The sequence below is a fragment of the Mycobacterium sp. SMC-8 genome (genome assembly GCF_025263565.1).
In the GTDB taxonomy this organism is placed as follows: domain Bacteria; phylum Actinomycetota; class Actinomycetes; order Mycobacteriales; family Mycobacteriaceae; genus Mycobacterium.
Window position 1 is genome coordinate 6,382,960 of sequence record NZ_CP079865.1, and the last position, 25,403, is coordinate 6,408,362.

Genomic DNA, 25,403 nt, shown 5'->3' on the forward strand with positions numbered 1-25,403 from the left:
CCGATATTGCCGACCGGCCCCCCTGACGCGCGCTCTTAGAATCAGATGCGATCGATCTGGAGGCGCGCGATGACCGAACCGTTGTCGGTGGACACCCGTGGAGTGCGTTCGCTGGGCGAGGTCCACCGAAACGTGGCCGACGGCCTGGGCTCCCTGGTCGCCGGGTCACCCGGGCCGGCCGCAGTCGCGCAGTCCCACGGCAGCATCGCCGCAGCGGTCGACACGGCCCTGGCCGGGGCGCTCAGCAGCAGGTCGGGCACCATGTCAACCACCCAGGCCGCCGGGGACACCATCTCCGAGCTGCTCCGGCAGGCGGCCCTGGCCTACGAACGGGGCGACAAGCGCGGAGCGGAGGCGATCCGTGCTGCCGCCGACCACATGTCGCGCTCCGAGCGCGGGGCAGGCCCGGCCGGTACCGCCGGGGGTGCGGCGGACCCGCTCGGGCAGGCGGTCGGTCAACTCGGCCAGCTCGGTCAGGTGGGCCAGCAACTGGCGGCTCCGATCGCGGCGCTGGCTCAACCGTTCGCGCAACTACCGCAGCTGCTCACCCAGGGCCTCGCACAGGGTTTCGCGCAGGCCGGTCAAGCTTCGGCGGCCACGGGTGTCCCCGGCGCGGGGGCCGTTTCCGACGCACCGGAAGTTCCCGGCGCGCCGGAGGTGGCCGACCCCGGCCGGGACGCGGACCGCGCCGAGCAGGACCCGGAAGACGAACGTCGGGCCGACCGGGACGGTGAGGTCGCCGGCGACGCCGCGCCGGCGACGCCTCCGGGGTTCGGTGCCGCTCCGCAGCCCGCGCCGCCACCGCGTCCAGCGCCCACCCGGCCGGCCGTCGGTTAGATCTCGGTCAGCACGCCGTGGGCCAGGCGAAGTACGCGATCCACACCGATCGCGTCGACGAACGACGCGTCGTGACTGACGACGATGAACGCGCCCCGATAGGCGGCCAACGCACTCTCCAGCTGCCCGGAGCTGACCAGGTCCAGGTTGTTGGTCGGTTCGTCGAGGAGCAGCAGGTGCGGTGCAGGTTCGGCGAACAGCACACACGCCAGCGTCGCCCGCAGCCGCTCCCCTCCTGACAGCGCGCCGACCGGCAGGTCGACAACGCCACCACGAAAGAGGAACTGCGCCAACAGATGATGACGGCGGGTGACGGACAGACCGGGCGCGAACGCGGCCAGGTTCTGCGCGACCGACCGGTCCTCGTCGAGCAGATCCAACCGCTGCGACAGATAGGCGACCCGTCCCTCGGCGACGTCCACGGTGCCCGCGTCGGGCGCGATCTCGCCGAGCAGACTCCGCAGCAACGTGGTTTTGCCTGCGCCGTTGGGTCCGGTCAGCGCGATCCGCTCCGGACCCCGCACCGCCAGATCGACACCGCCGAGCACGTCGCGACCACCGCTACACACCCGGATCCCGTTGAGCCGAGCGATGTTCCGGCCCGCCGGCACCAGCGTCGCAGGCAACGCAAGCATCAGTGCCTCGTCCTCACGCAGGGTGCGTTCGGCGTCGTCGAGCCGACTCTGGGCGTCGTCGATCCGCCGTGCGTGCACCTCGTCGGAGCGGCCGGCAGACTCCTGCGCGCGGCGCTTGCGGGCGCCGGCGACGATCTTCGGCAGGCCGGCGTCGGAGAGGGTGCGGGCCGCGGTGCCTGCGCGCCGGTCGGCCCGTTCCCTGGCCTGTTGCCGGTGCTGTTTTTCGCGTTTGAGTATCAGCTCGGCGTTGCGGACCGCACCCTGGGCCGCCCGCTGGGCGTCCCCGAGCGCATCCCGATACGCGGTGAAGCCGCCGCCGTAGACGGTCACCTCGCCGCGGTAGAGCTCGGCGATGCGGTCCATCCGGTCCAGTAGCACCCGGTCGTGGCTGACCACCAGCAGACACCCGGTGAAATCGTCGAGCGCGTCGTAGAGCCGGTGCCGCGCGTCGGCGTCGAGGTTGTTCGTCGGTTCGTCGAGGAGCAGCACATCGGGGCGGCGCAACAACTCCCGCGCCAGGCCGAGGCTGACGACCTCACCACCGGAGAGCGAGCCCAGCGGCCGGTTCAGACCGATGCGCCCGAGACCGAGCCGGTCGAGCTGGACCCGGGTGCGTTCCTCGATGTCCCAGTCGTCGCCGATCACCGCGAAGTGGCGGGTGCTCGGGTCCCCTGCTGCCAGCGCGTTCAATGCGTCGATCACCGCTGCGACACCGAGCATCTCGGCCACGCTGCGGTCGTCGAGCAGCGGCAGGGTCTGGGGCAGATAACCGATCACGCCGTCGACGGTCACGGCGCCGACGGTGGGAGTCAGTTCTCCGGCGATGAGCCGCAGCAGGGTGCTCTTGCCGGCGCCGTTGGCAGCGACGAGCCCGGTGCGGCCCGCACCGACGGTGAGCGTCAGGTCGGTGAACTGGCTGGTGCCGTCGGGCCAGGAGTAGGAAAGGTGGTTGCACACAACAGAAGACATGCGGGAATGCTCTCGTTGGGGCGTAACGCCTGGCGACGGTCGCGGCGTGACGCCTACCGAAAAAGGGGACCCGTCCGGGTACTACCCGGTGATGTCTTCTCCCAGCATGGCTTCCAGGCTAGCGGCACCGTCAACCGATTAAGTAACGCCTCAGCATGTCCGTCACCGTGGTGATCTGCTCGACCTCGACGCGCTCGTCGACGCGGTGCGCCACATTCGGGTCGCCGGGACCGTAGTTGACCGCCGGGATGCCCAGCGCCGCGAACCGCGACACGTCGGTCCAGCCGTACTTGGCGCGCACCCGGCCGCCGGCCGCCTCGACGAGTGCCGCAGCCGCGGGCCGCGTCAACCCCGGCAGCGCACCGGCGGCGGAGTCGGTGAGTTCGGTTGCGACGCCGAGCCCGTCGAACACCTCGCACACGTGGGCATAGGCCTGCTCGACGCTGCGGTCCGGAGCGAACCGGAAGTTGACCGTCACGCTCGCCGCGTCCGGGATGACGTTTCCGGCGACCCCGCCGTCGATGCGCACCGCCGACAGTCCCTCGCGGTAGACGCAGCCGTCGATGTCGACACTGCGGGCCGGGTACGACTCCAAGCGGGCCAGAACCGCACCGAGTTTGTGGATCGCATTGTCCCCCAGCCACGATCGGGCCGAGTGGGCGCGGGTGCCGGTGGCGCTGACGATCACCCGCAGGGTGCCCTGGCAGCCGGCCTCGATGAAGCCGCCCGACGGTTCGCCGAGGATCGCGACGTCGGCCGCCAGCCACTCGGGCAGCTCGCGTTCGATGCGGCCGAGCCCGTTGGCGGAGGCCTCGATCTCCTCGCAGTCGTACATGACCAGCGTGATGTCGTGAACCGGTTCGGTGACGGTGGCGGCCAGATGCAGGAACACCGCGTCGCCGGATTTCATGTCCGAGGTTCCGCAACCGTGCAGCACTCCGTCGGCCAGCCGGCTCGGCAGATTGCCGGCGGCGGGCACGGTGTCGGTGTGCCCGGCCAGCAGCACGCGGGACGGGCGGCCGAAGTCGGTGCGGGCCAGGACCGCGTCACCGTTGCGGACGATCTCGAAGCCGGTGGTCTGCTCGCGCAGCGCCTGCTCGATCTCGTCGGCGATGCGCTTCTCGTGGCGCGATTCGCTCGGGATGTCGACCAGCGCGGCCGTCAACGCGATCGGGTCACCGTGTAGGTCCAGCACACGACCACGTTAACCCGTCGCACCGCCGCTCACCGGCACCCTCAGTACCGAATCGGCTCGATCAGGGGCCCCGGCTCGTCCATCAGCGCCCAGAAGCGGTCCCGGATCGCCACCGTCACCGGGCCGGGCTTCCCGTCGCCGACCGCGACGCCGTCGAGGGTGTTGATCGGCGTCACGCCGCCGGCCGTGGTGACCGCCATCATCTCGTCGGCGTCGTACAGTTCGTGGCTGGTGACATCACGCAGCGTGGCCTCGATCCCCATGGCGTCGGCGATCTCGAAGACGGTTTTGCGGGTAATGCCCGGCAACGCATTTCGCGACGGCGACGCCAGCTTGCCGTCCTTGACGACGCAGACGTTGAAGCCGGGCCCCTCGGCGACGCAGTTGTCCGAGTCGAGCAGGATTGCGGTCCGCGCCCCGCGGTCCTTGGCCTCGAAGCTGGCCGCGGTCAGATCGCCCCACTGGTAGTTCTTGATGGTCGGGTCGACAGTGTTGCGCCCGGCCCGGCGGACATGACGCGGCACGATGGCAGTGGTGCCGAAGATCTGCTCGGCGGGCGGGAACGCCCACAGGTACGGGATCGCGTAGATGTACACCTGGTGGGTCAGCTTGGATAGGTCCTTCTCGCCCTTGCGCTTACCGTAGCCGCGGGTGACGGTCAGGTTGACAAAGGACTCGCGCAGCTGCGACATCGACACGCACCGCTTGGTGATATCGGCGAGTTCGTCCTTGGTGTAACCGGCGTCCAGGCGCAGCTTGCGCGCTCCGTCGAGCAGCCGGTCCAGGTGGTCACCGAGCCGGAAGATGTTGCCGTGCCACACGTGCGCGACGGTGTACGTGAGATCGGAGTGCCCGAACCCGGTGTCGAAGATCGAGATCTTGGCGTCCTCGGCCGGCAGATACTCGCCTTCGATCCAGGCCACCCCTCCGGCGAACGGGCTGGAGTAATCGAGTTCGTAGTCGCTGTACTGAATCACCGACCCCGGTGGGGTGTCCTCTCTGATGGCACCGGGTTCGACGGCGACGAGATTGGAGGTTCCGGTGTCGACGCTCATGGGACGGTCCTTTCGCAGGATCGGGGATTGAATCGGGGGTTGAGAGTGGAAGCGCAGTGCAGGGATCGGCGATCACACGCTGTGAGTCTTGGCGTAATCGGCGCCGGCGTCCCCGCGGCTCAGCCGTGACTTCAGGCAGGTGGCCCACCAAGCGGCGGCAATCACGACGATGCCGAGGAAAACCCATTTGTTCGTGGTGAATTGGGGCAGGAACAGCAGGGCCACCGCCACGGCGAGGAACACCACCAGCGCCGTGACGTAGAGCGGCAGCCGGAATCTGCCGAGGTCGAAGGTGCCGGGTTCGGCCGCGGGGATCGTTCCGCGCCGGTAGCCGACCAGCAGGCCGATGGTCTGCAGGATGTAGACGAAGAAGAACAGCAGTGACGCGATGCCGATGATGTAGTTGAACGCCTTCTCGTTGACCAGCGCGGACAGCAGCAGAACTGTGGACAGACAACCCAATCCGATGACTGCGTAGGTCGGCGCCTTGCTCTTGGTCGACACGTGGCGCCACACATGGGAGAACGGCAGCATGTTGTCGCGGGCCATCGAGTAGGTCAGCCGGGTGGCGACCAGGATGTTGGCCAGCAGGCACGCCAGGATGTTCGTCAGCGCGATCGCGACGATGACCTTGGTCACCGCGGGACCGGCCTGCTGGGTGATGATCTCCTCGATCGGCGCAGCCGAATTGGCCTGCACCGCGGCAGGATCCTTGATGGCCAGCACGTACACGACGTACATCAGGAACTCGATGACGATCGAGGTGACCAGGGCGTAGAACATCGTCCTGGGCACGACGCGGCGCGCATCCTTGGTTTCCTCGGCGACGTCGGCGCCGGACTCCACACCGATGAGGCCGAAGAACGGACCGAGTGCCGCCGCGAGCCACGCCAGCAGGTAGGAGTCCTTGTCACCGGACTCCCCACCGGTGAACAGCGACGAGATCGGCTGGTGGTTCTCCGGTGCGCTGAACGCGATGATCGCGACCAGTGCGGTCGCGCCGACGGTGATCACCAACTCCAGGCTGACGCCGATGTTGTTGACCATGGTGGCGAACCGGACACCGTAGATGTTGATCAGCACGCAGACGAACACCACCGCGATGGCGAGCAGGATCTGCGTGGTCTGCGTCATGCTCCAGCCGAGCAGACCGCCGAGGTATCCGGACAGGATGAAGCCGACCCCGGTCATGCCGCAGACCCAACCCATCAGGGCGATGAAGCCGGTGAACCACGCCAGATCGGGACCGTTGATCCGACTGATCCACTGATACGAGTAGCCCGCCAGCGGCAGCTTTGCGGTGAGGTCGGCGGCGATGAACGCCCACAACGCGAATACCGCGCCTGCCAGCAGCAGCGTCCACACGAACGGCGCTCCCGCGGTGAAGTAGCCGGCGCCGAAGCCGGTGAACACGGCCGTGGTGGCGCTGATGGTCGCGAATCCGATCGCGAACGAGGCCAGCGTGCCCACCGAACGGTCCAGCTTCTGGTCGTAGCCCAGTTCGGCGAGTTTGGCGTCCTCGGCGCTCAGCGTGCAGGGGCGCTGCTGTGAATGAGTGGGTGGGGATATCGCATCGGTCATGGTCGCTCCAGGTCAAGCCATCGGGAAGAACACCTGCAGACAGAAAACCGCCGCCGCGCGGACACCGGAAGTTCGCAGTTTTGATCTGCTCATAACCTGGGGTTATCAGCGGTGGTCGGCGGCCCCTGACTTGCATCGGAGTCCCCGAAACTCCATTCCGAGCGCACGTGTCTGACCAGCGCATCAGCCTGCGGGGTCAGGTCGGCGGGATTCCACGCCAATGCGGTGTGACTTGGTGGCCGGTCGGAAATCGGCACGTAGACGATGCCGGGCCGGTCGTAGAACCGGGCAACCGACGAGGTGGTGAAACTGATACCGAGCCCACGGGCGATGGCTGTGGTCTCGGCCTCGTAGGTGGCCGCCACGGCGGCGATGGTCGGCGGCCGGTTGCCGCGGACGTCCATCGCCAGCCAGTAATCGCGCCAGGTGCCCGCGGTCAGCGGAGCGCAGACGATCGGATCGTCGAGCAGCTCGGCGATCTCGATCTCGGCACGTTCGGCGAGGCGGTGATCGCGCGGCAGGCAGGCCACCCACGACTCGGAGTCGAGAATCAGCATCCGATGCTCGGGCAGGTCGACCGGGGGCCGAATGATGGCGACCTCGGTGCTGCCATCGGCCAGCCCGGCCGTCGGGTCGGCGAAATCGAACTCGATGGGCTCGACGGTGACGTCGGGGTAGGCGGCCTCGAAGTGGCGGACGAGCCGGAACAAGAGGTCGGCGCCGGTGCCGATGAGGTAGCCGACCCGCAGCACCCCCCGCCGGGTGCCCGACAGCATGATCAGGTTCTCGACGACGGCGTCCACGCCGGACAGCGCCTGCTGCACCTGGGGCAGCCATGCCGCGCCCAGATCGGTCAGGGCCACTTCCCGGGTGTTGCGGTGAAACAGCACGAGCCCGAACTGGTGCTCGAGTTGCTTGATCGCGGTCGAGAGCGCCGGCTGGGTGATGAACAGTTTCTCGGCGGCCCGCCGGTAGTTCAGCTCCTGGCCCAGAACAGCGAAGTAGCGCAGTTGACGCAGCGTCACATCGACGGTCGTGGCTCGCCTCCTGACCTGGTCGGGACCCTGTGAAGCGATGCTAGGCCCACCGGTAACCTGAAGCACCGTGACTTCTGCTTCTGGAGCATCCGGTGTGGGCGTGGCGACCATCGCGGCCGACGGATCGGTTCTCGACACGTGGTTCCCCGCCCCGGAACTGACCGCTGAACTGACCGCTGAACTGACCTCCGCGGGCGAGCCCGGCACGGTGCGCCTCTCGGTGGCCGAGGTGCCCGAGGAGCTCGCGGCGCTCGCCGGTCGCGACGAGGACCGCGACGTCGACATCGTCGTCGTCCGCACGGTGATCGGGTCGCTGGCGGACAAGGCTGTCGATGCCTACGACGCGTACCTGCGCCTGCACCTGCTCTCGCACCGCCTGGTCGCCCCGCACGGGCTGAACGCCGACGGACTGTTCGGGGTGCTCACCAATGTGGTGTGGACTAGTCAAGGACCCTGCGCGGTCGACGGGTTCGAGATGGTGCGGGCCCGGCTGCGCCGGCGTGGGCAGGTCGCGGTCTACGGCGTCGACAAGTTCCCCCGCATGGTCGATTACGTGCTGCCCTCCGGGGTCCGCATCGCCGATGCCGACCGGGTCCGCCTGGGCGCGCATCTGGCGCCCGGCACCACGGTGATGCATGAGGGCTTCGTCAACTTCAACGCGGGCACGCTGGGCAGTTCGATGGTCGAGGGCCGGATCTCGGCGGGCGTGGTCGTCGACGACGGCTCCGACATCGGCGGCGGCGCGTCGATCATGGGCACGCTGTCGGGCGGGGGCACCCAGGTGATCTCGGTGGGCAAGCGCTGCCTGCTCGGCGCCAACGCCGGTCTGGGCATCTCCCTCGGCGACGACTGCGTCATCGAGGCGGGCCTGTATGTCACCGCGGGCACCAAGGTCACCACATCAGACGGCGAGACGGTCAAGGCCCGCGAACTCTCCGGCGCCGACAACCTGCTGTTCCGCCGCAATTCGGTGACCGGCGCCGTCGAGGTGGTCAAGCGCGACGGCACGGGCATCACGCTCAACGAGGCGCTGCACGCCAACTGACCCTCCGTTCTGCGCGCGCCGCCCCGTGGCGCGAGCGTGCGCGCCTGCGGGCGACACGCCGGGTGATTCACGAAGTTCACGCACGCTCACATCGACTGGCGCTGCGCCCAATCCGCCAGTCCCGCGGGCGCGGTGACGTGATCCATCGCCATGATCACCGCACCGCGCAGTGACCCCTCCTCACCGTGCTCCGCGTCGCGCACCGGGGGCGGGGCGTCCTGGCGGTAGGCCATCAGGCCTTCGCGGTAGGCGGCCTCGAAGGTCTCCGCCGCCGCTCCCCGCAGCAGCGCGCCCACACCGCCCAAGGTGATCACGTCCGGGTCGTGCAGGTTCACCAGACCGCCGATACCGCGGCCTAGTGACGCCGCGACGGCTTCGAACGCCTGCCGGGTGGCCACGTCGTCGCCGGGGCGCCCGAGCAGGCGGTGCACGTAGTCGACCGGATCGTCGGGCGGTGGGTCGCCCCGGTACCGGGCCAGCGCGCGCCCGTCCACGGTCAGGTCCCAGCAGCCGCGCGCGCCGCACGGGCAGGCCAGTGCGGGGTCGCCGAACGGGATGTGGCCGTACTCCCCAGCAGCACCGTGGGCGCCGGACATCGGCTCGCCGTTGACGACGAGCGTGCCGCCGATACCGGTCGCGACGATCAGATGCAGCGACGTGCCCGCCGCCCTGGCCGCCCCCGTGCGGGCCTCGGCCAGACCCGCCAGCGTGGCGTCGTTGCCCAGCAGCATCGGCACGTCCGCGCGGCGCGGAAGCGTGCTCGTCAGCAGCGACAAGTCCACGTCGCGCCGGCCCCTCGGGGTGAACTGGACCAGCTTCGCGTCGCTCACCGTGCCGGCGACCGACACCGCCAATGCGCTGAGCTGCTTGGCTTTCCGTCGATGAACCGCGGCGATGGCGTCGGTCAGTGTCGCGAGGGCGACGTCGAGGCCCGGATCCTTGTAGGCCCCGCCGGCCACGATCCTGGGGGCGCCGTCGAGGCCGGCCAGCGCGAGCCGCCAATCGGTGGCCCTCAGGTCCGCCGCCAGCACCAGCGGGCCCTCGGGATGCGGGACCAGCAGCGTCGTCGGCCTGCCGCGGCCCTGTGCGGGTGCCGGCGCCTCGTCGAGGAGCCGCGCCTGCCTCAACCGCGCCACCAGATCGGTGGCACCGCCGCTGCTGATCCCGAGGCGCTGCGCGGCGGCGGCGCGGGTGATGCCGGGTTCGGCACGAACCACCCCCAGCAGCTGGGCGGCGCCGACCCACCGCAGGTGTGCGGCGTGGCGGGGATCGTCGGACATCGCCGAAAAGTATTGCAGTTGATTAAACTCGATAGCCGAGTATATTCGCGTCGGTGACCTTGACCGCACCGCGCACCGCCGGCCTGCGTACGAACCTCACCGGCCTGCTGTCGCTGGCGGCGGCGTCGTGCCTGGCGGTGACGACCGAGATGCTGCCCGTGGGCCTGCTCCCCCGGATGGCCGACGCGTTCCAGGTGTCCGAATCGGCGACCGGGCTGCTGGTCGGCCTCTATGCCGTCATGGTGGCCGCCCTGGCGGTGCCGCTGACCGCCATCACGTCGCGGTTCGCCCGAAAGCCGCTGCTGCTGGCGACCGTGGCCGGTTACGCGATCAGCAACGCGGTGGTCGCAGTCGCGCCCGCGTTCGCCGTCGTCGCGGCGGGACGCACGGTCGGCGGGGTGACGCACGCTCTGTTCTTCTCGTTGGTGATCGGGTACGCGCCGCGACTGGTGTCCGGTGCGCACGTCGGCAGGGCGCTCGCGCTGGCGGGCAGCGGCGCATCGGTGGGGTTGGTGCTCGGAGTACCGGTGCTGACGTCGCTGGGCACCGCGGCCGGGTGGCGCGTGCCGTTCGTCGTTCTGGCCGTGCTGTCGGTACTCACATTCCTCGCGCTGAGCCGCGTGTTGCCCGCGGTGGACCACGATGCGGCCGGGGCGGCGGCGCAGCCGGGAGGCAGGCGCCGGCTGGCCGCGGTGGCGATGTCGAACATGCTGGTGTTTCTCGGACAGTTCACCGTGTACACGTTCATCAGCGTGATACTCATGGCCGGCGGAGTGCGGCCGACGCTGGTGGGACCGGTCCTGTTGATGTGCGGCGTCTGCGGCCTGCTCGGGTTGTGGTACGCGGGGCGGGGCCTGGACCGGAACCCGCGGCGGACCACGCTCGCGCTGCTCGCGACCATCGCGGTCGCGGTGGCGGCCCTGGCGGGGCCGTGGTCTGCGGTGGGGGTGGCACTGGCTCTGATCGCGGTGTGGAGCACCGCTTTCGGTGGGGTCCCGTCGATCTACCAGTCGTGTGCGGTGCGCACCGGGGCGGTGACTCCCGAACGTGCCGGCGCCTGGATCAACGCGACGGCCAACGCGGGCATCGCGGGCGGATCGGCGATCGGGGCAGGTCTGCTCGCGACGACGGGCCTGTCCTCGCTACCGTGGGCCGGCGCCGCATTGATCGGGGCCGGACTCGCGGTGGCGCTGGTGTCGCGCAGGGCTTTTCCGTCGCGGCCCTAGCTCTCAGCCGGCCGCGTTCGGTTTCAGTGGCGGGCAGTTCCCCTGGTCGTCCGCGACGAGCTCGAAGTGCCATATTTCGTTGGCGTAGATCTGACACAACCCGAATCGCGGACCGTTGGCGATCATCCAGCGGTCGGCCTCGGCCGGACCAATGTCGACGGCCTGGCCCACAACATGTTTGGAGACTTCCGGGGTGGCGACGAATTCGGCGGCCCGCTGCGCGCTGCCGTAGGTCAGGACGGCGTCGTCGAACAACCGTTGCTGGAAGCCCTTGGAGCGCCAGCCGGAGGTCACTTCGAGTTGCACGCCGTCGGCCTCCGCCGCCCTGGCCGCTTCTTGCACTGCCGCCAGCAGAGCCGGATCCAGCTGCGACAGTATCGGATTGGCGGTGTCGAACGGTGACAGCATGGTTCCGTCCGCGAGCCAGCCGCCGGTGGTGTCGACGGCCGCCGGGCCGATCGTGAGCGGCTCGACAGGTGGCGGTGCCGGCGGTGGCGGCGCCGGCGGCACCACGATGCTGGTCTGCACCAGCATCACGTCCGGCGACTGGCCGCACCCCGACAGCAGTGCGACGGCGAGCACCCCGAGGGTGGCGACGAGCGTGCGTGTAGTCGCCGATTGTGCCCGCGTGTCGGCCGCCGACACGCACGCTCGCGGGGTCGCAGGCGCCCCGGGAACGTGCCGTGCGGGCCGGGTCACCCGTCGGCCGCCAAGATGCAGAACTCGTTGCCTTCGGGGTCGGCCAGCACCACCCAGCTCTGCTCGCCCTGGCCGATGTCGACCCGGCGAGCGCCGAGGGCGATCACCCGCTCCACCTCGGAGTCCTGGTCGTCGGGGGTGAAGTCGAAATGAATGCGGTTCTTGACGGCCTTGCCCTCGGGCACCTCGAGAAACAACCAGTCCGGCCCGACGCCGCCCGGTGCCCGCAGCACGACGTCACCGTCGTCGGTGTCCTCGGCCGGCCCGCCCAGCACCTGTGACCACCAGGCCGCCAGTGCCCGCACGTCGTTGGCGTCGACACAGACCTCGCTGAACCTCAAACCCATTGCGCCAATTCCTTCTTCAGCAGCTTTCCCATCGCGTTGCGGGGCAGGCTGTCCACGACCCGTACCTCGCGGGGCCGCTTGTGGACCGAGAGTTGCTGCGCCACATACTCGATCAGCGTGTCGGGACGGGCGTCGCCGACGACGAACGCGACGATGCGCTGTCCGAGGTCCTCGTCGGGCGCGCCGATCACCGCGGCCTCGCGCACGTCGGGATGTGCCAACAGCACGGTCTCGATCTCCCCTGCCCCGATCCGGAAGCCGCCACTCTTGATCAGGTCAACCGATTCGCGGCCGACGATGCGGTGCATACCGTCCGCACCGATCACCGCGACATCGCCGGTGCGGTACCAGCGGTCCTCACCGAGCACCTCGGCGGTGGCGTCGGCGCGGTTGAGGTAGCCGTCGAACAGCGTCGGGCTCTGCACCAGCAGCTGCCCGATCGCCTCTCCGTCGCGGGGCAGTTCCGTGCCGTCCTCGGCCACCAGCCGCGTCGACACCCCCGCCAGCGGCAACCCGACCCAGCCAGGCCTGCGCTCCCCGGCGACGAGCGTGCTGAGCGTGATCAGGGTCTCGGTGCTGCCGTAGCGCTCGATGGCGCGGTGTCCGCTCAACGCGGCGAGCCCCTCGAACACCGGGACCGGCAACGCCGCGCTGCCGGACACCAGCAGCCGGGCCGGCGTCAGCGCCCGTGCCGCGGCGCCGTCCTCGACGATGCGCGACCACACCGTCGGCACCCCGAACAAGAGCGTCCCGCCGAGCTCGCCCACCGCGTGGGCGTACGCCTGCGGTTTCGGCTTTCCGGTGTGCACGAACCGGTTTCCGATCCGCAGGGATCCCAGCAGTCCCAACACGAGACCATGCACGTGGTACAGCGGCAAGCCGTGCACCAGAGTGTCCTGCGGCGTCCACTCCCAGGCTTGGGCGAGCATGTCGATGTCCGCGGCGATGGCGCGGCGGCTGACCACCACCCCCTTGGGCAGACCGGTGGTGCCCGAGGTGTAGATGATCAGCGCGGGCGCGTCCGGCGGGGGCTCGGCATAACGGTGCCAGGACCGGGCGTGGCGCCGCACCGGGATGTGCGGCAGACCGTCTGTCTCGCCGGGCAGATCGCCCAGCCAGGCCTGCGCACCCGAGTCGGCCAGGATGTGACGCCGCTCGGCGGCGCCGACATCCGCGGGAACCGGGACGACGGGCACCCCGGCGATCAGGCAGCCGGTGACCGCCAGCACCGTCGCGGCGGTCGGGGTGGCCAGCACCGCGACACGGGATGCGCCCGCGACACGTTCGGCCACCGACGTCGCCGCGCCCACGAGGTCGCTTCGACTCAACGACACCCCGTCGATGCGCACCGCATCACCGAGATCTGCCCCCGCCGCCACGGCCGCAGGATTCAAGGACGCCAGCAACACAGGAACCGAGGCTACTCCCCGGGGGTGGTCATACTGGTGCGGTGGATTCGATCCGGGCATTGGGCACGCGTGAGGTGTACCGCAACAACTGGTTGACCATCCGCGAGGACGAGATCTGCAGAGCCGACGGCAGCGCCGGCATCTACGCGGTCGTGGACAAGCCGACCTATGCGCTGGTGATCCCGCGCGACGGGGACCGCTTCCACCTCGTCGAGCAGTTCCGCTACCCGATCGGGTTGCGCCGGTGGGAGTTCCCGCAGGGCACCGCCCCCGGGCAGGCCGAGCTCGACGGCGCCGAGCTCGCCGCGCGGGAGTTGCGCGAGGAGACCGGCCTGGTCGCGTCGACGATGACCGAGATCGGGCTGCTGGACGTGGCACCGGGGATGAGCAGCCAGCGGGGCCGGATCTTTCTGGCGACCGGTATCAGCGAGGGGCCGCACGAGCGCGAGCACGAGGAGCAGGACATGCGCAGTGCCTGGTTCGCTCGCGCCGAGGTCGAGCAGATGATGCGTGACGGGATCATCACCGACGCCCAGACCCTGGCAGCCTGGACCCTGATGCTGCTGCGTGGTCACTGACCATCCGAATACCGGCTGCGCGAACGCCATTCGCACACGGAAGCCGATACCAAGCCGTGATCCAACCGTGCCCGAACAGGCCGTGTCGATCAGGCACCTTGACGGGTGGGGCAATTACGTTCGTGTTGCCAGACCCACCAGACTGCGAGGGAGCCATGCCGGCGCGACGTGCGCGTAGTGCTCTTGCCTCCGCGACTTTCGTCGCGGCTGCGTGCATGTGCGCCGAGACCACCGCCGACGCCGCGACACCCGACTGGAGCGGCAGGTACACGGTGGTGACGTTCGCGTCCGAGAAGCTCGGCACCAGTATCGCGGCGCGCCAGCCCGAACCCGACTTCAGCGGTCAGTACACGTTCAGCACGTCGTGCGCGGGCACGTGTGTCGCCGTCGCGTCCGACGGCCCGGCTCCGTCGAACCCGACGATCCCCCAACCGCCGCGGTACACGTGGGACGGCCGGCAGTGGGTGTTCAACTACAACTGGCAGTGGGAGTGCTTCCGCGGCGCGGATGTGCCGCGTGAGTACGCCGCCGCCCGGTCGCTGGTGTTCTACGCCCCGACCGCCGACGGCACGATGTACGGAACGTGGCGCACCGAGATCCTGGAAGGAATCTGCAAGGGCACGGTGATCATGCCGGTCGCCGCATATCCCGCCTGAGCGCGTCAATCCACCAGCGCGCGAACGAAGAACGCGAGGTTGGCCGGCCGTTCGGCCAGCCGCCGCACGAAGTAGCCGTACCACTGTGTTCCGAACGGCACATAGACCCGGATCGCGCTGCCGGACTCGGCGATTCGGCGCTGCTCGCCATCGCGGATGCCGTACAGCATCTGGTATTCGAACCGGTCTGTGCCGCGGCCGTATTCGCGCGCCAGCCCGGGGACCGCGCCGATGACCTCGGGGTCATGCGAGGCCACCATCGGATACCCGTTGCCCGCCATCAGGATCCGCAGACACTGCAGGTAAGAGTCGGTGACGTCGTCGCGGTCCCGGAACGCGACCGACGCCGGCTCGTCGTAGGCACCCTTGCATAACCGAATTCGGGCTCCTGAGGCCGCGAATTCGGCGCAGTCGGCCCGCGAGCGTCTCAGATAGGCCTGCAGCACCGTGCCCACCCAGTCGAAGTCCACCCGAAGCTCGCGCACGATCGACAGCGTCGAATCGGTGGTCGTGTGGTCCTCGGCGTCGACGGTCACCCAAACCCCCGCGCGCGCCGCACGTTCGCAGATGGCGCGCGCGTTCTCCAGCGCGATCTTGTCGCCGTCACGCGGCAGCGCCTGGCCCAGCGCCGACAGTTTCAACGAGACCTCCAGCGGCCGTATGTCGGCGGCGGTCTCACCACGGGCATCCAATGCGTCGATCAGCTCGCGGTACGCGGTCACGGTCGCGCCGGCAGTGTCGGCGTCGACAACGTCCTCGCCGAGGTGGTCGATCGACACCAACCGCCCTGACTCGCGGAGCTGCCGCACCGATGTCATGGCATCGGTGAGGCTCTCCCCCGGCACGAAGCGGCGCACCACCTCTCGCGTCACCGGCATCCGCTCGGCGGCGCGCCGCAGCCCGTCTCGACGCGACGCCGCCAGGATCACCGGCCGGGCGACGGTGTCGAACACGCCCATGGGTCATGCCTCCATGTGCGGGTAGGTGTGGTCGGTCGGCGGCACGAACGTCTCCTTGATCGAGCGCGCGGAGGTCCACCGCAGCAGGTTGAGCGGGGACCCGGCCTTGTCGTTGGTTCCGGAGGCCCGCGACCCGCCGAACGGCTGCTGGCCGACGACCGCGCCGGTCGGTTTGTCGTTGACGTAGAAGTTGCCCGCCGTGTGCCGCAGACGTTGTTCGGCGGCAAGCACCGCGGCACGGTCGTCGGCGATCACGGCGCCGGTCAACGCGTAGCGGGCGGTGGTGTCGATGACGTCGAGGATGCGCTCGTAGTCCTCGTCGGGGTAGACGTGCACGGCCAGCAGTGGGCCGAAGTACTCGGTGCTGAACGCCTCGTCGGCCGGGTCGTCGGACAGCAGCACCGTCGGCTGCACGAAAAACCCTTCGCTGTCGTCGTATTCGCCGCCCACCGCGATGGTGACCCCGGCCGCGTCCTTGGCCCGTTCGATCGCGGCGACGTTCTTGGCGAACGCGCGTTCGTCGATCAGCGCGCCGCCGAAGTTGGTCAAATCGGTGACGTCGCCGTAGCGCAGCGACTCGGTGACGTCGAGGAAATCGTCGCCCATCTTCTGCCACACCGACCGCGCGATGTAGGCCCGCGATGCGGCCGAACACTTCTGTCCCTGGTAGTCGAACGCACCCCGGATCAGCGCTGTGCGCAACACTTCCGGCTGCGCCGAGGTGTGCGCGACGACGAAGTCCTTGCCCCCGGTCTCGCCGACCAACCGCGGGTAGGAGTCGTACCGCTCGATGTGGGCGCCGACTTCGCGCCACAGGTGCTGAAACGTCGCGGTGGATCCGGTGAAGTGGATTCCGGCCAGCCTCCGGTCGGCCAGCAGCACCTCCGACACCGCCTTGCCGTCCCCGGTGAGCATGTTGACCACACCGGGCGGCAGACCCGCTGCCTCGAGCAACTCCATGACCAGGTAGGCCGCGAACGTCTGGGTCGGCGACGGTTTCCACACCACGGTGTTGCCCATCAGCGCGGGCGCGGTCGGCAGGTTGCCCGCGATCGCGGTGAAGTTGAACGGTGTGATCGCGTAGACGAAGCCCTCCAGCGGCCGGTAGTCGGTGCGGTTCCACACCCCGGTTGAGCTGACCGGCTGCTGGGCCAGGATCTGCCGTGCGAACGCGACGTTGAACCTCCAGAAGTCGACGAGTTCACACGGCGCGTCGATCTCGGCCTGGTAGGCGGTCTTGGACTGCCCGAGCATGGTGGCGGCGGCGATCTTCTCCCGCCACGGGCCCGCGAGCAGGTCCGCCGCGCGCAGGAACACCGCGGCGCGTTCGTCGAACGGGGTGGCCTCCCATCCGGGTTTGGCAGCGACAGCCGCCTCGACGGCGGCCTCGGCGTCGGCGTGCTCGGCGTTGGTCAACAGGCCGAGACGCTCGGCGTGCCGGTGGGGCTGGACCACCTCGATGGTGGCGCCGGCACCCATCCGGCGCTCCCCGCCGATGACATGGGGCAGATCGACCGGCTCCGCCGCGAGGTCGGACAGCGCGTCCTCCAGTCGATGACGTTCAGGGGATCCGGGGGCGTAGTTGTGCACCGGCTCGTTGGCCGGCATCGGCACATCGGTGATGGCGGTGATGGGGTTCATGACGTGAGACTGGTCCACTCCATCCACGAAATCGATGGCCGAATGGACAACCGGTGGGACACTCGATGGTGATATCGGACAAAGGAGCCGCGATGGTGTCCACGCTCGCAGGTCTCGGTCTCGGCCAGCTGCTGCTGGCGCTGGATCGGACCATGGTCACGCTGATCGAGGCACCGCGCGGGTTGGACATGCCCGTGAGCTCGGTCGCGCTCGTCGACGCCGACGACATCAGGTTGGGGCTGGCCGTCGGCCCGGGATCGGCCGACCTGTTCTTCCTGCTCGGGGTGTCCGACACCGAGGCGCTGTGCTGGCTGGAACAGCATGCCGACCGGCCGGTCGCGATCTTCGTCAAGGAGCCGACCCCTGCGGCGGTGGCCCGCGCGGCCGCGCTCGGCACCGCCGTCGTCACCGTCGACCCCTGTGCCCGCTGGGAGCATCTGTACCGTCTGGTCAACCACGCCCTGGAACACCACGGAGATCGCGGCGACCCGCTGCGCGACTCGGGCACCGACCTGTTCGGCCTCGCACAGTCCATCGCCGACCGGACCCGGGGCATGGTCTGCATCGAGGACGCCGACAGCCACATGCTGGCCTACTCGGCCAGCGACGAAGCCGACGAGTTGCGCCGGCTGACGATCCTCGGCCGTGCCGGACCGCCCGAGCATCTCGAATGGATCGGGCAGTGGGGCATTTTCGACGCGTTGCGGTCGGGTCCCGACGTGGTCCGCGTCGCCGAACGTCCAGAGCTCGGCCTGAGGCCGCGGCTGGCCGCCGGCATCCACCTGCCCGCCGACCCGGCGCACTCGCCGCGGTTCTCGGGGACCATCTGGCTGCAGCAGGGGTCCGCCCCGTGGGCCGATGACGCCGAGGAGATCCTGCGCGGCGGCGCGGTGCTGGCGGCGCGGATCATGTCGCGGCTGGCGGCGACCCCGTCCCAGCACACGGCGCGTGTGCACCAGCTGCTCGGCGTGGCAGGCGGTGCCGTCGACGACGTCGCCGCGCTGGCCCGCGAGCTCGGCATCCCCGCCGACGGACGCGCCGCGCTGGTCGGGTTCCACCGCCACGGCGGACCGCCGCCCACGGACGTTCTGGCGTTGAGCGCCAGTGCTTTTCGTCCAGATGCCCAGGTGGCGGCGGACGGCGACCGAGTGTACGTGCTGTTCCCCGAGCTGCGGGCCACGGAGGTGCTGTCGTCGTGGGCGCACGGCGTGGTGTCCACGCTGGCGCGAGAACTCGGATTCCAGGTGCGTGCGGTCACCGCCCCGCTGCCGGGGCTGGCCGCCGCGGCGACCGTCCGGGCCGAGGTCGACCGAGTGCTCGACAGCGCCGAAAGACACCCCGGCGCAATCGGTCTGGTCACCTCACTGGAGCAGGCGCGTCCGACGGTGCTGCTCGACGAAATCGTGTCGCACATCGCGACCCAGGGCCGGCTGGTGGACCCGCGGGTGCGGCGGCTGCGGGCCGAGGATCCGCTGATGGCCTCGACGCTGCAGGCTTACCTGGACGGCTTCGGCGACATCGCCGTCGTCGCCGCGCGCTTACACGTGCACCCGAACACGGTGCGCTACCGCATCCGCCGGGTGGAGAAGCTGCTGCGCACCTCTCTGGACGACCCCGACGAGCGGCTGGTGCTGATCCTGGGCCTGCGCGCGACGGAACGTTCGGCCGCGCCGCCGCCAACGCGGATCGACGCGAACTCGCACGGATAGGACCCGAGTCACCCGGGCCTGCGGCTCGGTCTACGACCCGGCCGGAGAACTGAGCCGCTCGACGGCGGCGGCGATGCGTTCGTCGGTGGCGGTCAGCGCCACCCGTACGTGTCGGGCACCACGCGGGCCGTAGAACTCGCCGGGCGCGACGAGGATGCCCTTGGCCGCCAGCCACGCCACGGTGTCGCGGCACGGCTCGCCGCGGGTGGCCCACAGATACAGCCCGCCCTCGGAGTGGTCGACGGTGAATCCGGCGGACCGCAGCGCGGGCAGCAGCGCGTCGCGGCGGCGCCGGTAACGCGCGCGCTGTTCCAGCTCGTGGGCGTCGTCGTCGAGCGCGGCCACCATCGCCGCCTGGATCGGCGTCGGCACCATCAGGCCGGCGTGCTTGCGCACCGCCAGCAATTCGGCCACCACCGCCGGGTCACCGGCGACGAAACCCGCCCGGTAGCCGGCCAGCGACGACGTCTTCGACAGCGAGTGCACGGCCAGCAACCCGGTGTGGTCACCGTCGCAGACCTCCGGGTGCAGCACCGAGACCGGCTCGGCGTCCCAGCCGAGGCCGAGGTAGCACTCGTCGGAGGCGACCAGCACTCCGCGTTCCCGAGCCCACCCGACGATTTTGCGCAGATGGTCGATTCCGAGGATCTGGCCGGTCGGGTTGCTCGGCGAGTTCAGATACACCAGCGCGGGCACCAACGGGCCCAGCTGGGTCAGGGAATCCGCGCGGACCACCGCCGCACCGGCCAGCAACACCCCCACCTCGTAGGTGGGGTAGGCCAACTCGGGCACCACCACGATGTCGTCGGCGCCGAGGCCGAGCGTCGTGGGCAACCACGCGATCAGTTCCTTGGTCCCGATCGCCGGAAGCACCGCGGCCGGCGAGAGCCCGGTGATCCCGTACCTGCGCTCCAACGCCGACACCGCGGCCCCGCGCAGTGCCGGGGTGCCGTGCGTCGTCGGATATCCCGGCGACGCGCTCGCCGCGGCCAACGCGTCGCGGATGACCGGCGCGACCGGATCGACCGGGGTTCCGACGGACAGGTCGACGATCCCGCCGGGATGTGCCCGGGCGGTCGCTGTCGCGTCAGCCAGGGTGTCCCACGGGAAGACGGGCAGCGACGCCGACTTCCGTGGCCGGCGGGCAGACACGGAGGTCGCTCAGTCCTCGCCCCGCGGGGGCAGGTTCTTGACGGCCGGGGGATCGTTGTCGGTCTGGCCGACCTTCGATGCACCGCCCGGCGAGCCCAGCTCGGCGAAGAAGTCGGCGTTGATCTGGGTGTAAGCGCTCCACTGATCCGGGACGTCGTCCTCGTAGTAGATGGCCTCGACGGGGCACACCGGCTCGCAGGCGCCGCAGTCGACGCACTCATCCGGGTGGATGTACAGCATGCGTGCGCCCTCATAGATGCAGTCGACAGGGCACTCCTCGATGCACGCCTTGTCTTTGACGTCGACGCAGGGCTCAGCAATGACGTACGTCACGAACTACTCCTAGTCCTCTCGAACTACCTGTCCAGTGGGGCTGCTGTCTAGGCAGGGCTCAGCCGAGCCCGGCCAACTCAGCAAGTATCCCTGCCGGTTGTTGGACGCCTGTCTCAGTGTGCCCTAACTTACCCGCCGCCCCGGGTAGGGGTTGCGCGTGGTTACTGATACTAAACGTCGCAGATACCGCTCGCCTAGTACCCCACGCCGCGGCCGACTCCGAAGATTCGGGCCGGGGTGCCGGGCGTGCGGGAATGAATTCGGACCATAGTCCGCTTAACTCGGATGTACGCGTCGGACCACACCGACCCACTTCGAGGAAAGAGACACCCATGACCACTACCGCTACCACCGCACTGCCCGCCGGAACCTGGACCATCGACCCGGTCCACTCGTCGATCAACTTCTCGGTGCGCCATCTCATGGTCAGCAAGGTGAGGGGGTCGTTCGACACGTTCAGCGGCGCGATCACCGTCGGCGAGGACGGCATCCCGTCGGTGCGCGCAGAGATCGCCGTCGACTCGGTCAACACCCGCAACGAGCAGCGCGACGCCCACCTCAAGTCCGCCGACTTCTTCGACACCGACAAGTACCCGACGGCGACCTTCGTCTCCACCGCTGTCCGCCCCGACGGCGAGAACTATGTCCTCGACGGCGATTTCACCCTCAAGGGATCCACGCGCCCGATCTCGCTGACGCTTGAGTTCAACGGCGTGAACCCCGGCCTGGGCAACGGCGAGGTCGCCGGATTCGAGGCGTCAGCCGTGCTCAACCGCAAGGACTTCGGCATCGACATCGACATGCCGCTGGAGACCGGCGGCGCGGTCGTCGGCGACAAGGTGACCATCACCCTCGAGATCGAGGCCGCCAGGCAGGCCTGAGGCCAGAAGGGTGGTACCCACTGCCGCAGTGGGTATCACCTGAGCGTTCACTCCTCGATCCGGTGGCTGATGTCGCCGATCTGATCGATCGTCAGGGTCAACCGGTCGCCCGGCCGCAACCAGCGGCCGGTTTCCATGCCGCTTCCCCCGGGGAGCGTGCCGGTCGCGAAAAGCTCACCCGGATAGAGTCTATCATCGCGAGAGGCATGAGCGAGCAGTTCGCCGATCGACCACTGCATGCCGCGGGTGCTGACCGTGCCGATCCTGGTTCCGTTGACTGACACCGCTCCGGTGAGCGAATCGATGAGCGGCAGGATCTCATCGGCGGTCACCGCCACGGCCGACATCGACGACGCGAAATGCTTGGCCTTCTGGGGCCCCAGCCCGCTGGCCATTTCGCTGCGCTGGACGTCCCGAGCGGAGAAGTCGTTGACGACGACGAAGGCGCCGATCGCGTCGAGGGCCTCCTGCGGGGTCGCGTTGTGCAGCGGCGCCCCGAGCACGAAACCGAGCTCGAGTTCGAAGTCCAGCGCGGCCGTGTAGGACGGGAACGCCACGGGCGTACCGGAGGGCACGAAGCTCAGGTGGTTGGACATGTAGTAGATCGGCTGCCGGTAGAACAGCGGCTTCGGCTTGAACAGCGGGAACGGCTTCCGTGTCAGCTTCTCGATCACCCCGGCGGCACGGGCCTGCCCCGGATGGAAGCGGCGTACCAATCCGCGGGCCGCATCGATCGCGTGGTGTTCGTAGAGCATGAAGTCGCGGAAGGACGCCGGCTGAAAGGGCAGGACGTGCCCGGCCAGCTCATGGTGGCGCTGGGCGGCGACCGTCTCCCATTCGGCGTCGAACACGCGTCCGCCGAACGGCGACGGGCCCTCGGCGCGCACCCAGGAGCCGTCGGCCGCAAGCGACTGCAACTCCAGCCTGCCGTCGTTGATCACCCGTCGCAGCTTCATGGTTCCGTCCTACCAGCCGGACGTGAGGGCCGGGGGCCGTTCAGGCGGCGAGAGGGGTGTAGTCGGTGGTGCGCTGGCGGGCCGGGCGGCCGATGCCCTCGGCAATCGCTACCAGTTCGGCGACGCTCTTGGCCGAGCCGTTCTCCGAACCGGCCATCCGCGAGATCGTCTCCTCCATCAGGGTGCCGCCGAGATCGTTGGCGCCGCCGCGCAGCATCACCTGCGTGCGCTCGACGCCGAGCTTGACCCAGCTGGTCTGGATGTGAGAGATCCTGCCGTGCAACATGATCCGCGCTAAGGCGTGCACCGCACGGTTGTCGCGGTGGGTGGGTCCCGGCCGCGCACCGCCGGCCAGATACAGCGGCGAGGACTGGTGCACGAACGGCAGCGGCACGAACTCGGTGAAACCGCCGGTGCGGTCCTGGATGTCGCGCAACACATTCAGATGTCCGACCCAGTGCCGCGGGGTGTCGACGTGGCCGTACATCATCGTCGAGCTCGACCGCAGACCGACCTGGTGCGCGGTGGTGACGACCTCGATCCACATCGACGTCGGCAGCTTGCCCTTGGTGAGCACCCAGCGCACCTCGTCGTCGAGGATCTCGGCGGCCGTGCCGGGGATGGTGTCCAGGCCGGCTTCGCGGAGGCTGGTCAGCCACTCCCGGATCGACAGTCCGCTCTTGGTGACCCCGTTGGCGATCTCCATCGGCGAGAACGCGTGCACATGCATCGACGGCACGCGCTTCTTGACCGCCCGGACCAGATCGGCGTAGCCGGTGACCGGCAGCTCCGGGTCGATGCCGCCCTGCATGCAGACCTCGGTGGCGCCGGCGACGTGGGCCTCCCACGCGCGGTCGGCGACCTCGTCGACCGACAGCGAGTACGCGTCCGCGTCGCCTTTGCGCTGGGCGAACGCGCAGAACCGGCAGCCGGTGTAGCAGATGTTGGTGAAGTTGATGTTGCGGTTGACCACGAATGTCACGTCGTCACCGACCGTGTCGCGTCGCAACGAATCTGCCAGCGCGGTAACGGCTTCCAGGGCAGGGCCGTCAGCGGTCGCAAGCGCCAGATACTCGTCGTCGGAGCAGCCCGCCGGGTCCCGCTCGGCCGAGCGCAGCGCGGCCAGCACATCGGTGTCGATCCGCTCGGGCGCCCGGGAAGCCAGCTCGGAGACCTTCGCCCGGATCGACTCCCAGTCACCGAACGCGCTGCCCAGATCCGACCGGGTCTCGGTGCGCCGGCCCTCGGTGTCGATCGCCGAGTGCAGATCGGTACGGCCGAGCGATTCGGTGGCCTCATCGGGTTCCTGCCAGGGCCGGCCCACCGGATTCACGTCGAGGGCGTATCCGGTGTCGGGATCGGCCAGTGCCGCCACGTGTCCCATCACCCGCGGGTCGATCCACGCCGCCCCGGCCTGCACGTACTGCGGCTGCGCGGTCAGGCGTTGCACCAGGTCGAAGCCGGCCTCGGCAGTCACCTCGGCCAACTCGTCGAGCGCGGGCCAGGGCCGCTCGGGGTTGACGTGATCAGGGGTCAGCGGCGACACCCCGCCCCAGTCGTCGACGCCGGCGCCGATCAGCGCCAGACACTCCTGCCGCGACACCAGATTCGGCGGGGCTTGGATGCGAATCTTCGGGCCCATCACCAGCCGGGTGACCGCGATGGTCGCCAGGAAATCCTCCAGTCCGGCGTCCGGGACCGACGCCATGACGGTGTGGTCCTTGGCCCGGAAGTTCTGCACGATCACTTCCTGGACGTGGCCGAACTCCTTGTGCGAGCGGCGAATCGCGTGCACGGTCTCGGCGCGCTCGGCCAGCGTCTCACCGATACCCACCAGTAGCCCGGTGGTGAACGGAATCGACAGCCGTCCCGCGTCGTCCAGCGCGCGCAGCCTCACCGCGGGATCCTTGTCCGGGCTGCCGTAATGCGCCAGCCCGCGGGTCTCGAACAGCCGTCGCGAGGTGGTTTCCAGCATCATGCCCATCGACGGGGCCACCGGCTTGAGCCGGGACAGCTCCGACCACGACATCACGCCCGGATTCAGGTGCGGCAGCAGCCCGGTCTCCTCCAGCACCCGGATCGCCATCGCGCGAACATAGTCCAGCGTCGAGTCATACCCGCGCTCGTCGAGCCACTGCCGCGCCTCGTCCCAGCGGTCCTCGGGGCGGTCCCCGAGCGTGAAAAGCGCTTCCTTGCAGCCCAGTTCGGCACCGCGACGGGCGACGTCGAGGATCTCGTCGGGCTCCATGAACATGCCTCGGCCCTCGGCGCGCAGCCTGCCGGGCACGGTGACGAATGTGCAGTAGTGGCATTTGTCCCGGCACAGGTGGGTGACCGGGATGAACACCTTGCGCGAATAACTGACCGGCAATCGGCCCGTCGCGCCCCGCCGTCCGGCGGCATCCAAACCGGCATCGCGCACCCGCGCCGCCGACGCGCACAGGTCAGCAAGATCCTCACCACGCGCGGTCATCGCGATCGCGGCCTCGTCGACGTTGAGGGCCACCCCGTCACGGGCCCGCCTCAGTACCCGCCGCACCGCGGCAGGGCTGGGCGCGCCGGCCTTCGGGGGAACCATCGGGCTGGGCAGATCAGAACCGCGCTGGGTGTTCAGAGCCACGTCCCTATAACTCCGGCGTTATCGCGGATCATCCTCGCGTCTCACTCTCTGAAACACCATGTGTCCGCAGTCCGCGTGACATAGGGATCACAGTAGTCACCCCGAGCGGCCGGCGGTGCCCGCCCCCGCCGAGGGCGGGAGCCTGGTCAACAACCACGCCGCCGGCAGCGCCCCGAGCACGACCAGTAAGACCGTGCCGAACTCCATGATCCCGGTCCCGCCGAAGACGATGTCGTCGCCGGGCCGGACGGCCATGCACAGGAATACGGTGGCCAGCCAGGTCCACAGGGGCAGAGCGGCCAGCCGTGGCGCCGACGTCCACTGCAGCCCGGCCCACACCAGCGCGACGTTGAGCAGTCCACTGAGCAGCGCGCTGACCGGGAACGGGACCCCACCGATGCGCAGCGGAAGGAAGAAGACGGCCATCAAGGCCGAGAGCACGCCGTCGAGGGCGAGTAACACCAGGACAACCACGCGAAGCCGGCCCGGGGCCGGCGAGGCCGGCGCCCTCAGGTCGGGATGCTGTCGAGCACCGAAACCAGCGAGCCGACCACCCATTGGAAGCTGTCGAGACGATCCTGCCAATGCTGCAGGTTGGGATCC

General features: G+C 69.4%; 23 protein-coding genes. 7 read left to right on the top strand and 16 right to left on the bottom strand.

Annotation, left to right across the window (positions count from 1 at the left end; all coding sequences use genetic code 11):
- Window positions 1-69 precede the first annotated feature (69 nt).
- Window positions 70-837 (top strand): ESX-1 secretion-associated protein, encoded by a 768-nt coding sequence (locus KXD97_RS30605; RefSeq protein ID WP_260754742.1) that lies wholly within the window; start codon window positions 70-72, stop codon window positions 835-837.
- On the opposite strand, the gene KXD97_RS30610 is transcribed toward KXD97_RS30605, so the two are convergent.
- The 5 genes from KXD97_RS30610 to KXD97_RS30630 all read right to left on the bottom strand — a co-directional run bounded on the left by KXD97_RS30610 (window position 834) and on the right by KXD97_RS30630 (window position 7,297).
- On the bottom strand, window positions 834-2,441 hold the full coding sequence (locus tag KXD97_RS30610; protein ID WP_260754743.1) for an ABC-F family ATP-binding cassette domain-containing protein: 1,608 nt from the start codon (window positions 2,439-2,441) through the stop codon (window positions 834-836). The two genes, KXD97_RS30605 and KXD97_RS30610, sit on opposite strands and share 4 nt — an antisense overlap.
- A 130-nt stretch (window positions 2,442-2,571) precedes the next feature.
- Window positions 2,572-3,636, bottom strand: coding sequence for a succinyl-diaminopimelate desuccinylase (gene dapE / locus KXD97_RS30615; protein WP_260754744.1), 1,065 nt, complete (start codon window positions 3,634-3,636; stop codon window positions 2,572-2,574).
- Between the two features lie 41 nt (window positions 3,637-3,677).
- Window positions 3,678-4,691: an aminotransferase class IV gene (locus KXD97_RS30620; RefSeq protein WP_260754745.1), complete on the bottom strand. Its 1,014-nt coding sequence runs from the start codon at window positions 4,689-4,691 to the stop codon at window positions 3,678-3,680.
- Window positions 4,692-4,763: 72 nt separating this feature from the next.
- Window positions 4,764-6,272, bottom strand: a complete 1,509-nt coding sequence (locus tag KXD97_RS30625) for an APC family permease (protein WP_260754746.1) — start codon at window positions 6,270-6,272, stop codon at window positions 4,764-4,766.
- A gap of 89 nt (window positions 6,273-6,361) precedes the next feature.
- The gene (locus KXD97_RS30630) at window positions 6,362-7,297 is read right to left on the bottom strand and encodes a LysR family transcriptional regulator (RefSeq protein WP_260754747.1); all 936 of its coding nucleotides are present in this window, start codon (window positions 7,295-7,297) and stop codon (window positions 6,362-6,364) included.
- Between the two features lie 79 nt (window positions 7,298-7,376).
- Here KXD97_RS30630 and dapD point away from each other — a divergent pair, with 79 nt between their 5' ends.
- On the top strand, window positions 7,377-8,354 hold the full coding sequence (dapD, locus tag KXD97_RS30635; RefSeq protein ID WP_260754748.1) for a 2,3,4,5-tetrahydropyridine-2,6-dicarboxylate N-succinyltransferase: 978 nt from the start codon (window positions 7,377-7,379) through the stop codon (window positions 8,352-8,354).
- Between the two features lie 86 nt (window positions 8,355-8,440).
- Here dapD and KXD97_RS30640 read toward each other — a convergent pair whose 3' ends face one another.
- Window positions 8,441-9,634, bottom strand: coding sequence for an ROK family transcriptional regulator (locus tag KXD97_RS30640; RefSeq protein ID WP_260754749.1), 1,194 nt, complete (start codon window positions 9,632-9,634; stop codon window positions 8,441-8,443).
- A 53-nt stretch (window positions 9,635-9,687) separates the two neighbouring features.
- On the opposite strand from KXD97_RS30640, the gene KXD97_RS30645 reads away from it, so the two are divergent.
- Window positions 9,688-10,860 (top strand): MFS transporter, encoded by a 1,173-nt coding sequence (locus KXD97_RS30645; protein WP_260754750.1) that lies wholly within the window; start codon window positions 9,688-9,690, stop codon window positions 10,858-10,860.
- 3 nt (window positions 10,861-10,863) lie between these two features.
- Here KXD97_RS30645 and KXD97_RS30650 read toward each other — a convergent pair whose 3' ends face one another.
- The 3 genes from KXD97_RS30650 to KXD97_RS30660 form a co-directional block, all read right to left on the bottom strand.
- Window positions 10,864-11,394, bottom strand: coding sequence for a M15 family metallopeptidase (locus KXD97_RS30650; protein ID WP_260758236.1), 531 nt, complete (start codon window positions 11,392-11,394; stop codon window positions 10,864-10,866).
- Between the two features lie 161 nt (window positions 11,395-11,555).
- Window positions 11,556-11,906 carry a VOC family protein gene (locus KXD97_RS30655; protein WP_260754751.1) on the bottom strand — a complete coding sequence of 117 codons (351 nt, stop codon included), beginning with the start codon at window positions 11,904-11,906 and terminating at the stop codon, window positions 11,556-11,558.
- Window positions 11,897-13,315 carry an acyl-CoA synthetase gene (locus KXD97_RS30660; RefSeq protein WP_260754752.1) on the bottom strand — a complete coding sequence of 473 codons (1,419 nt, stop codon included), beginning with the start codon at window positions 13,313-13,315 and terminating at the stop codon, window positions 11,897-11,899. The genes KXD97_RS30655 and KXD97_RS30660 overlap by 10 nt, the downstream gene beginning before the upstream one ends.
- A gap of 41 nt (window positions 13,316-13,356) precedes the next feature.
- On the opposite strand from KXD97_RS30660, the gene KXD97_RS30665 reads away from it, so the two are divergent.
- Window positions 13,357-13,893 carry an NUDIX hydrolase gene (locus tag KXD97_RS30665; protein ID WP_260754753.1) on the top strand — a complete coding sequence of 179 codons (537 nt, stop codon included), beginning with the start codon at window positions 13,357-13,359 and terminating at the stop codon, window positions 13,891-13,893.
- Window positions 13,894-14,048: 155 nt separating this feature from the next.
- Window positions 14,049-14,549, top strand: coding sequence for a hypothetical protein (locus KXD97_RS30670; RefSeq protein ID WP_260754754.1), 501 nt, complete (start codon window positions 14,049-14,051; stop codon window positions 14,547-14,549).
- Between the two features lie 5 nt (window positions 14,550-14,554).
- Here the strand turns inward: KXD97_RS30670 and KXD97_RS30675 are convergent, their stop codons facing one another.
- Complete coding sequence (locus KXD97_RS30675) at window positions 14,555-15,508, bottom strand: proline dehydrogenase family protein (RefSeq protein WP_260754755.1); 954 nt, start codon at window positions 15,506-15,508, stop codon at window positions 14,555-14,557.
- 3 nt (window positions 15,509-15,511) lie between these two features.
- A complete protein-coding gene (gene pruA / locus KXD97_RS30680) occupies window positions 15,512-17,140 on the bottom strand; it encodes an L-glutamate gamma-semialdehyde dehydrogenase (RefSeq protein WP_260758237.1) in 1,629 nt (542 codons plus the stop codon).
- A 101-nt stretch (window positions 17,141-17,241) separates the two neighbouring features.
- Between pruA and KXD97_RS30685 the strand changes: the two genes are divergently transcribed.
- Window positions 17,242-18,858 carry a CdaR family transcriptional regulator gene (locus KXD97_RS30685; protein ID WP_260754756.1) on the top strand — a complete coding sequence of 539 codons (1,617 nt, stop codon included), beginning with the start codon at window positions 17,242-17,244 and terminating at the stop codon, window positions 18,856-18,858.
- A gap of 30 nt (window positions 18,859-18,888) precedes the next feature.
- Here KXD97_RS30685 and dapC read toward each other — a convergent pair whose 3' ends face one another.
- Both dapC and fdxA read right to left on the bottom strand, forming a co-directional pair.
- Complete coding sequence (gene dapC / locus KXD97_RS30690; RefSeq protein WP_260754757.1) at window positions 18,889-20,010, bottom strand: succinyldiaminopimelate transaminase; 1,122 nt, start codon at window positions 20,008-20,010, stop codon at window positions 18,889-18,891.
- Window positions 20,011-20,019: 9 nt separating this feature from the next.
- Complete coding sequence (gene fdxA / locus KXD97_RS30695) at window positions 20,020-20,343, bottom strand: ferredoxin (RefSeq protein ID WP_260754758.1); 324 nt, start codon at window positions 20,341-20,343, stop codon at window positions 20,020-20,022.
- Window positions 20,344-20,675: 332 nt separating this feature from the next.
- Between fdxA and KXD97_RS30700 the strand changes: the two genes are divergently transcribed.
- Window positions 20,676-21,224 (top strand): YceI family protein, encoded by a 549-nt coding sequence (locus KXD97_RS30700; RefSeq protein ID WP_260754759.1) that lies wholly within the window; start codon window positions 20,676-20,678, stop codon window positions 21,222-21,224.
- A gap of 47 nt (window positions 21,225-21,271) precedes the next feature.
- Here the strand turns inward: KXD97_RS30700 and KXD97_RS30705 are convergent, their stop codons facing one another.
- The 3 genes from KXD97_RS30705 to KXD97_RS30715 all read right to left on the bottom strand — a co-directional run bounded on the left by KXD97_RS30705 (window position 21,272) and on the right by KXD97_RS30715 (window position 25,358).
- Entirely contained in the window at window positions 21,272-22,180 is a 909-nt protein-coding gene (locus KXD97_RS30705) for a fumarylacetoacetate hydrolase family protein (protein WP_260754760.1), read from the bottom strand.
- Window positions 22,181-22,220: 40 nt separating this feature from the next.
- A complete protein-coding gene (locus tag KXD97_RS30710; RefSeq protein WP_260758238.1) occupies window positions 22,221-24,758 on the bottom strand; it encodes a bifunctional FO biosynthesis protein CofGH in 2,538 nt (845 codons plus the stop codon).
- Between the two features lie 138 nt (window positions 24,759-24,896).
- A complete protein-coding gene (locus KXD97_RS30715; protein WP_260754761.1) occupies window positions 24,897-25,358 on the bottom strand; it encodes a hypothetical protein in 462 nt (153 codons plus the stop codon).
- Between the last annotated feature and the right edge of the window lie 45 nt (window positions 25,359-25,403).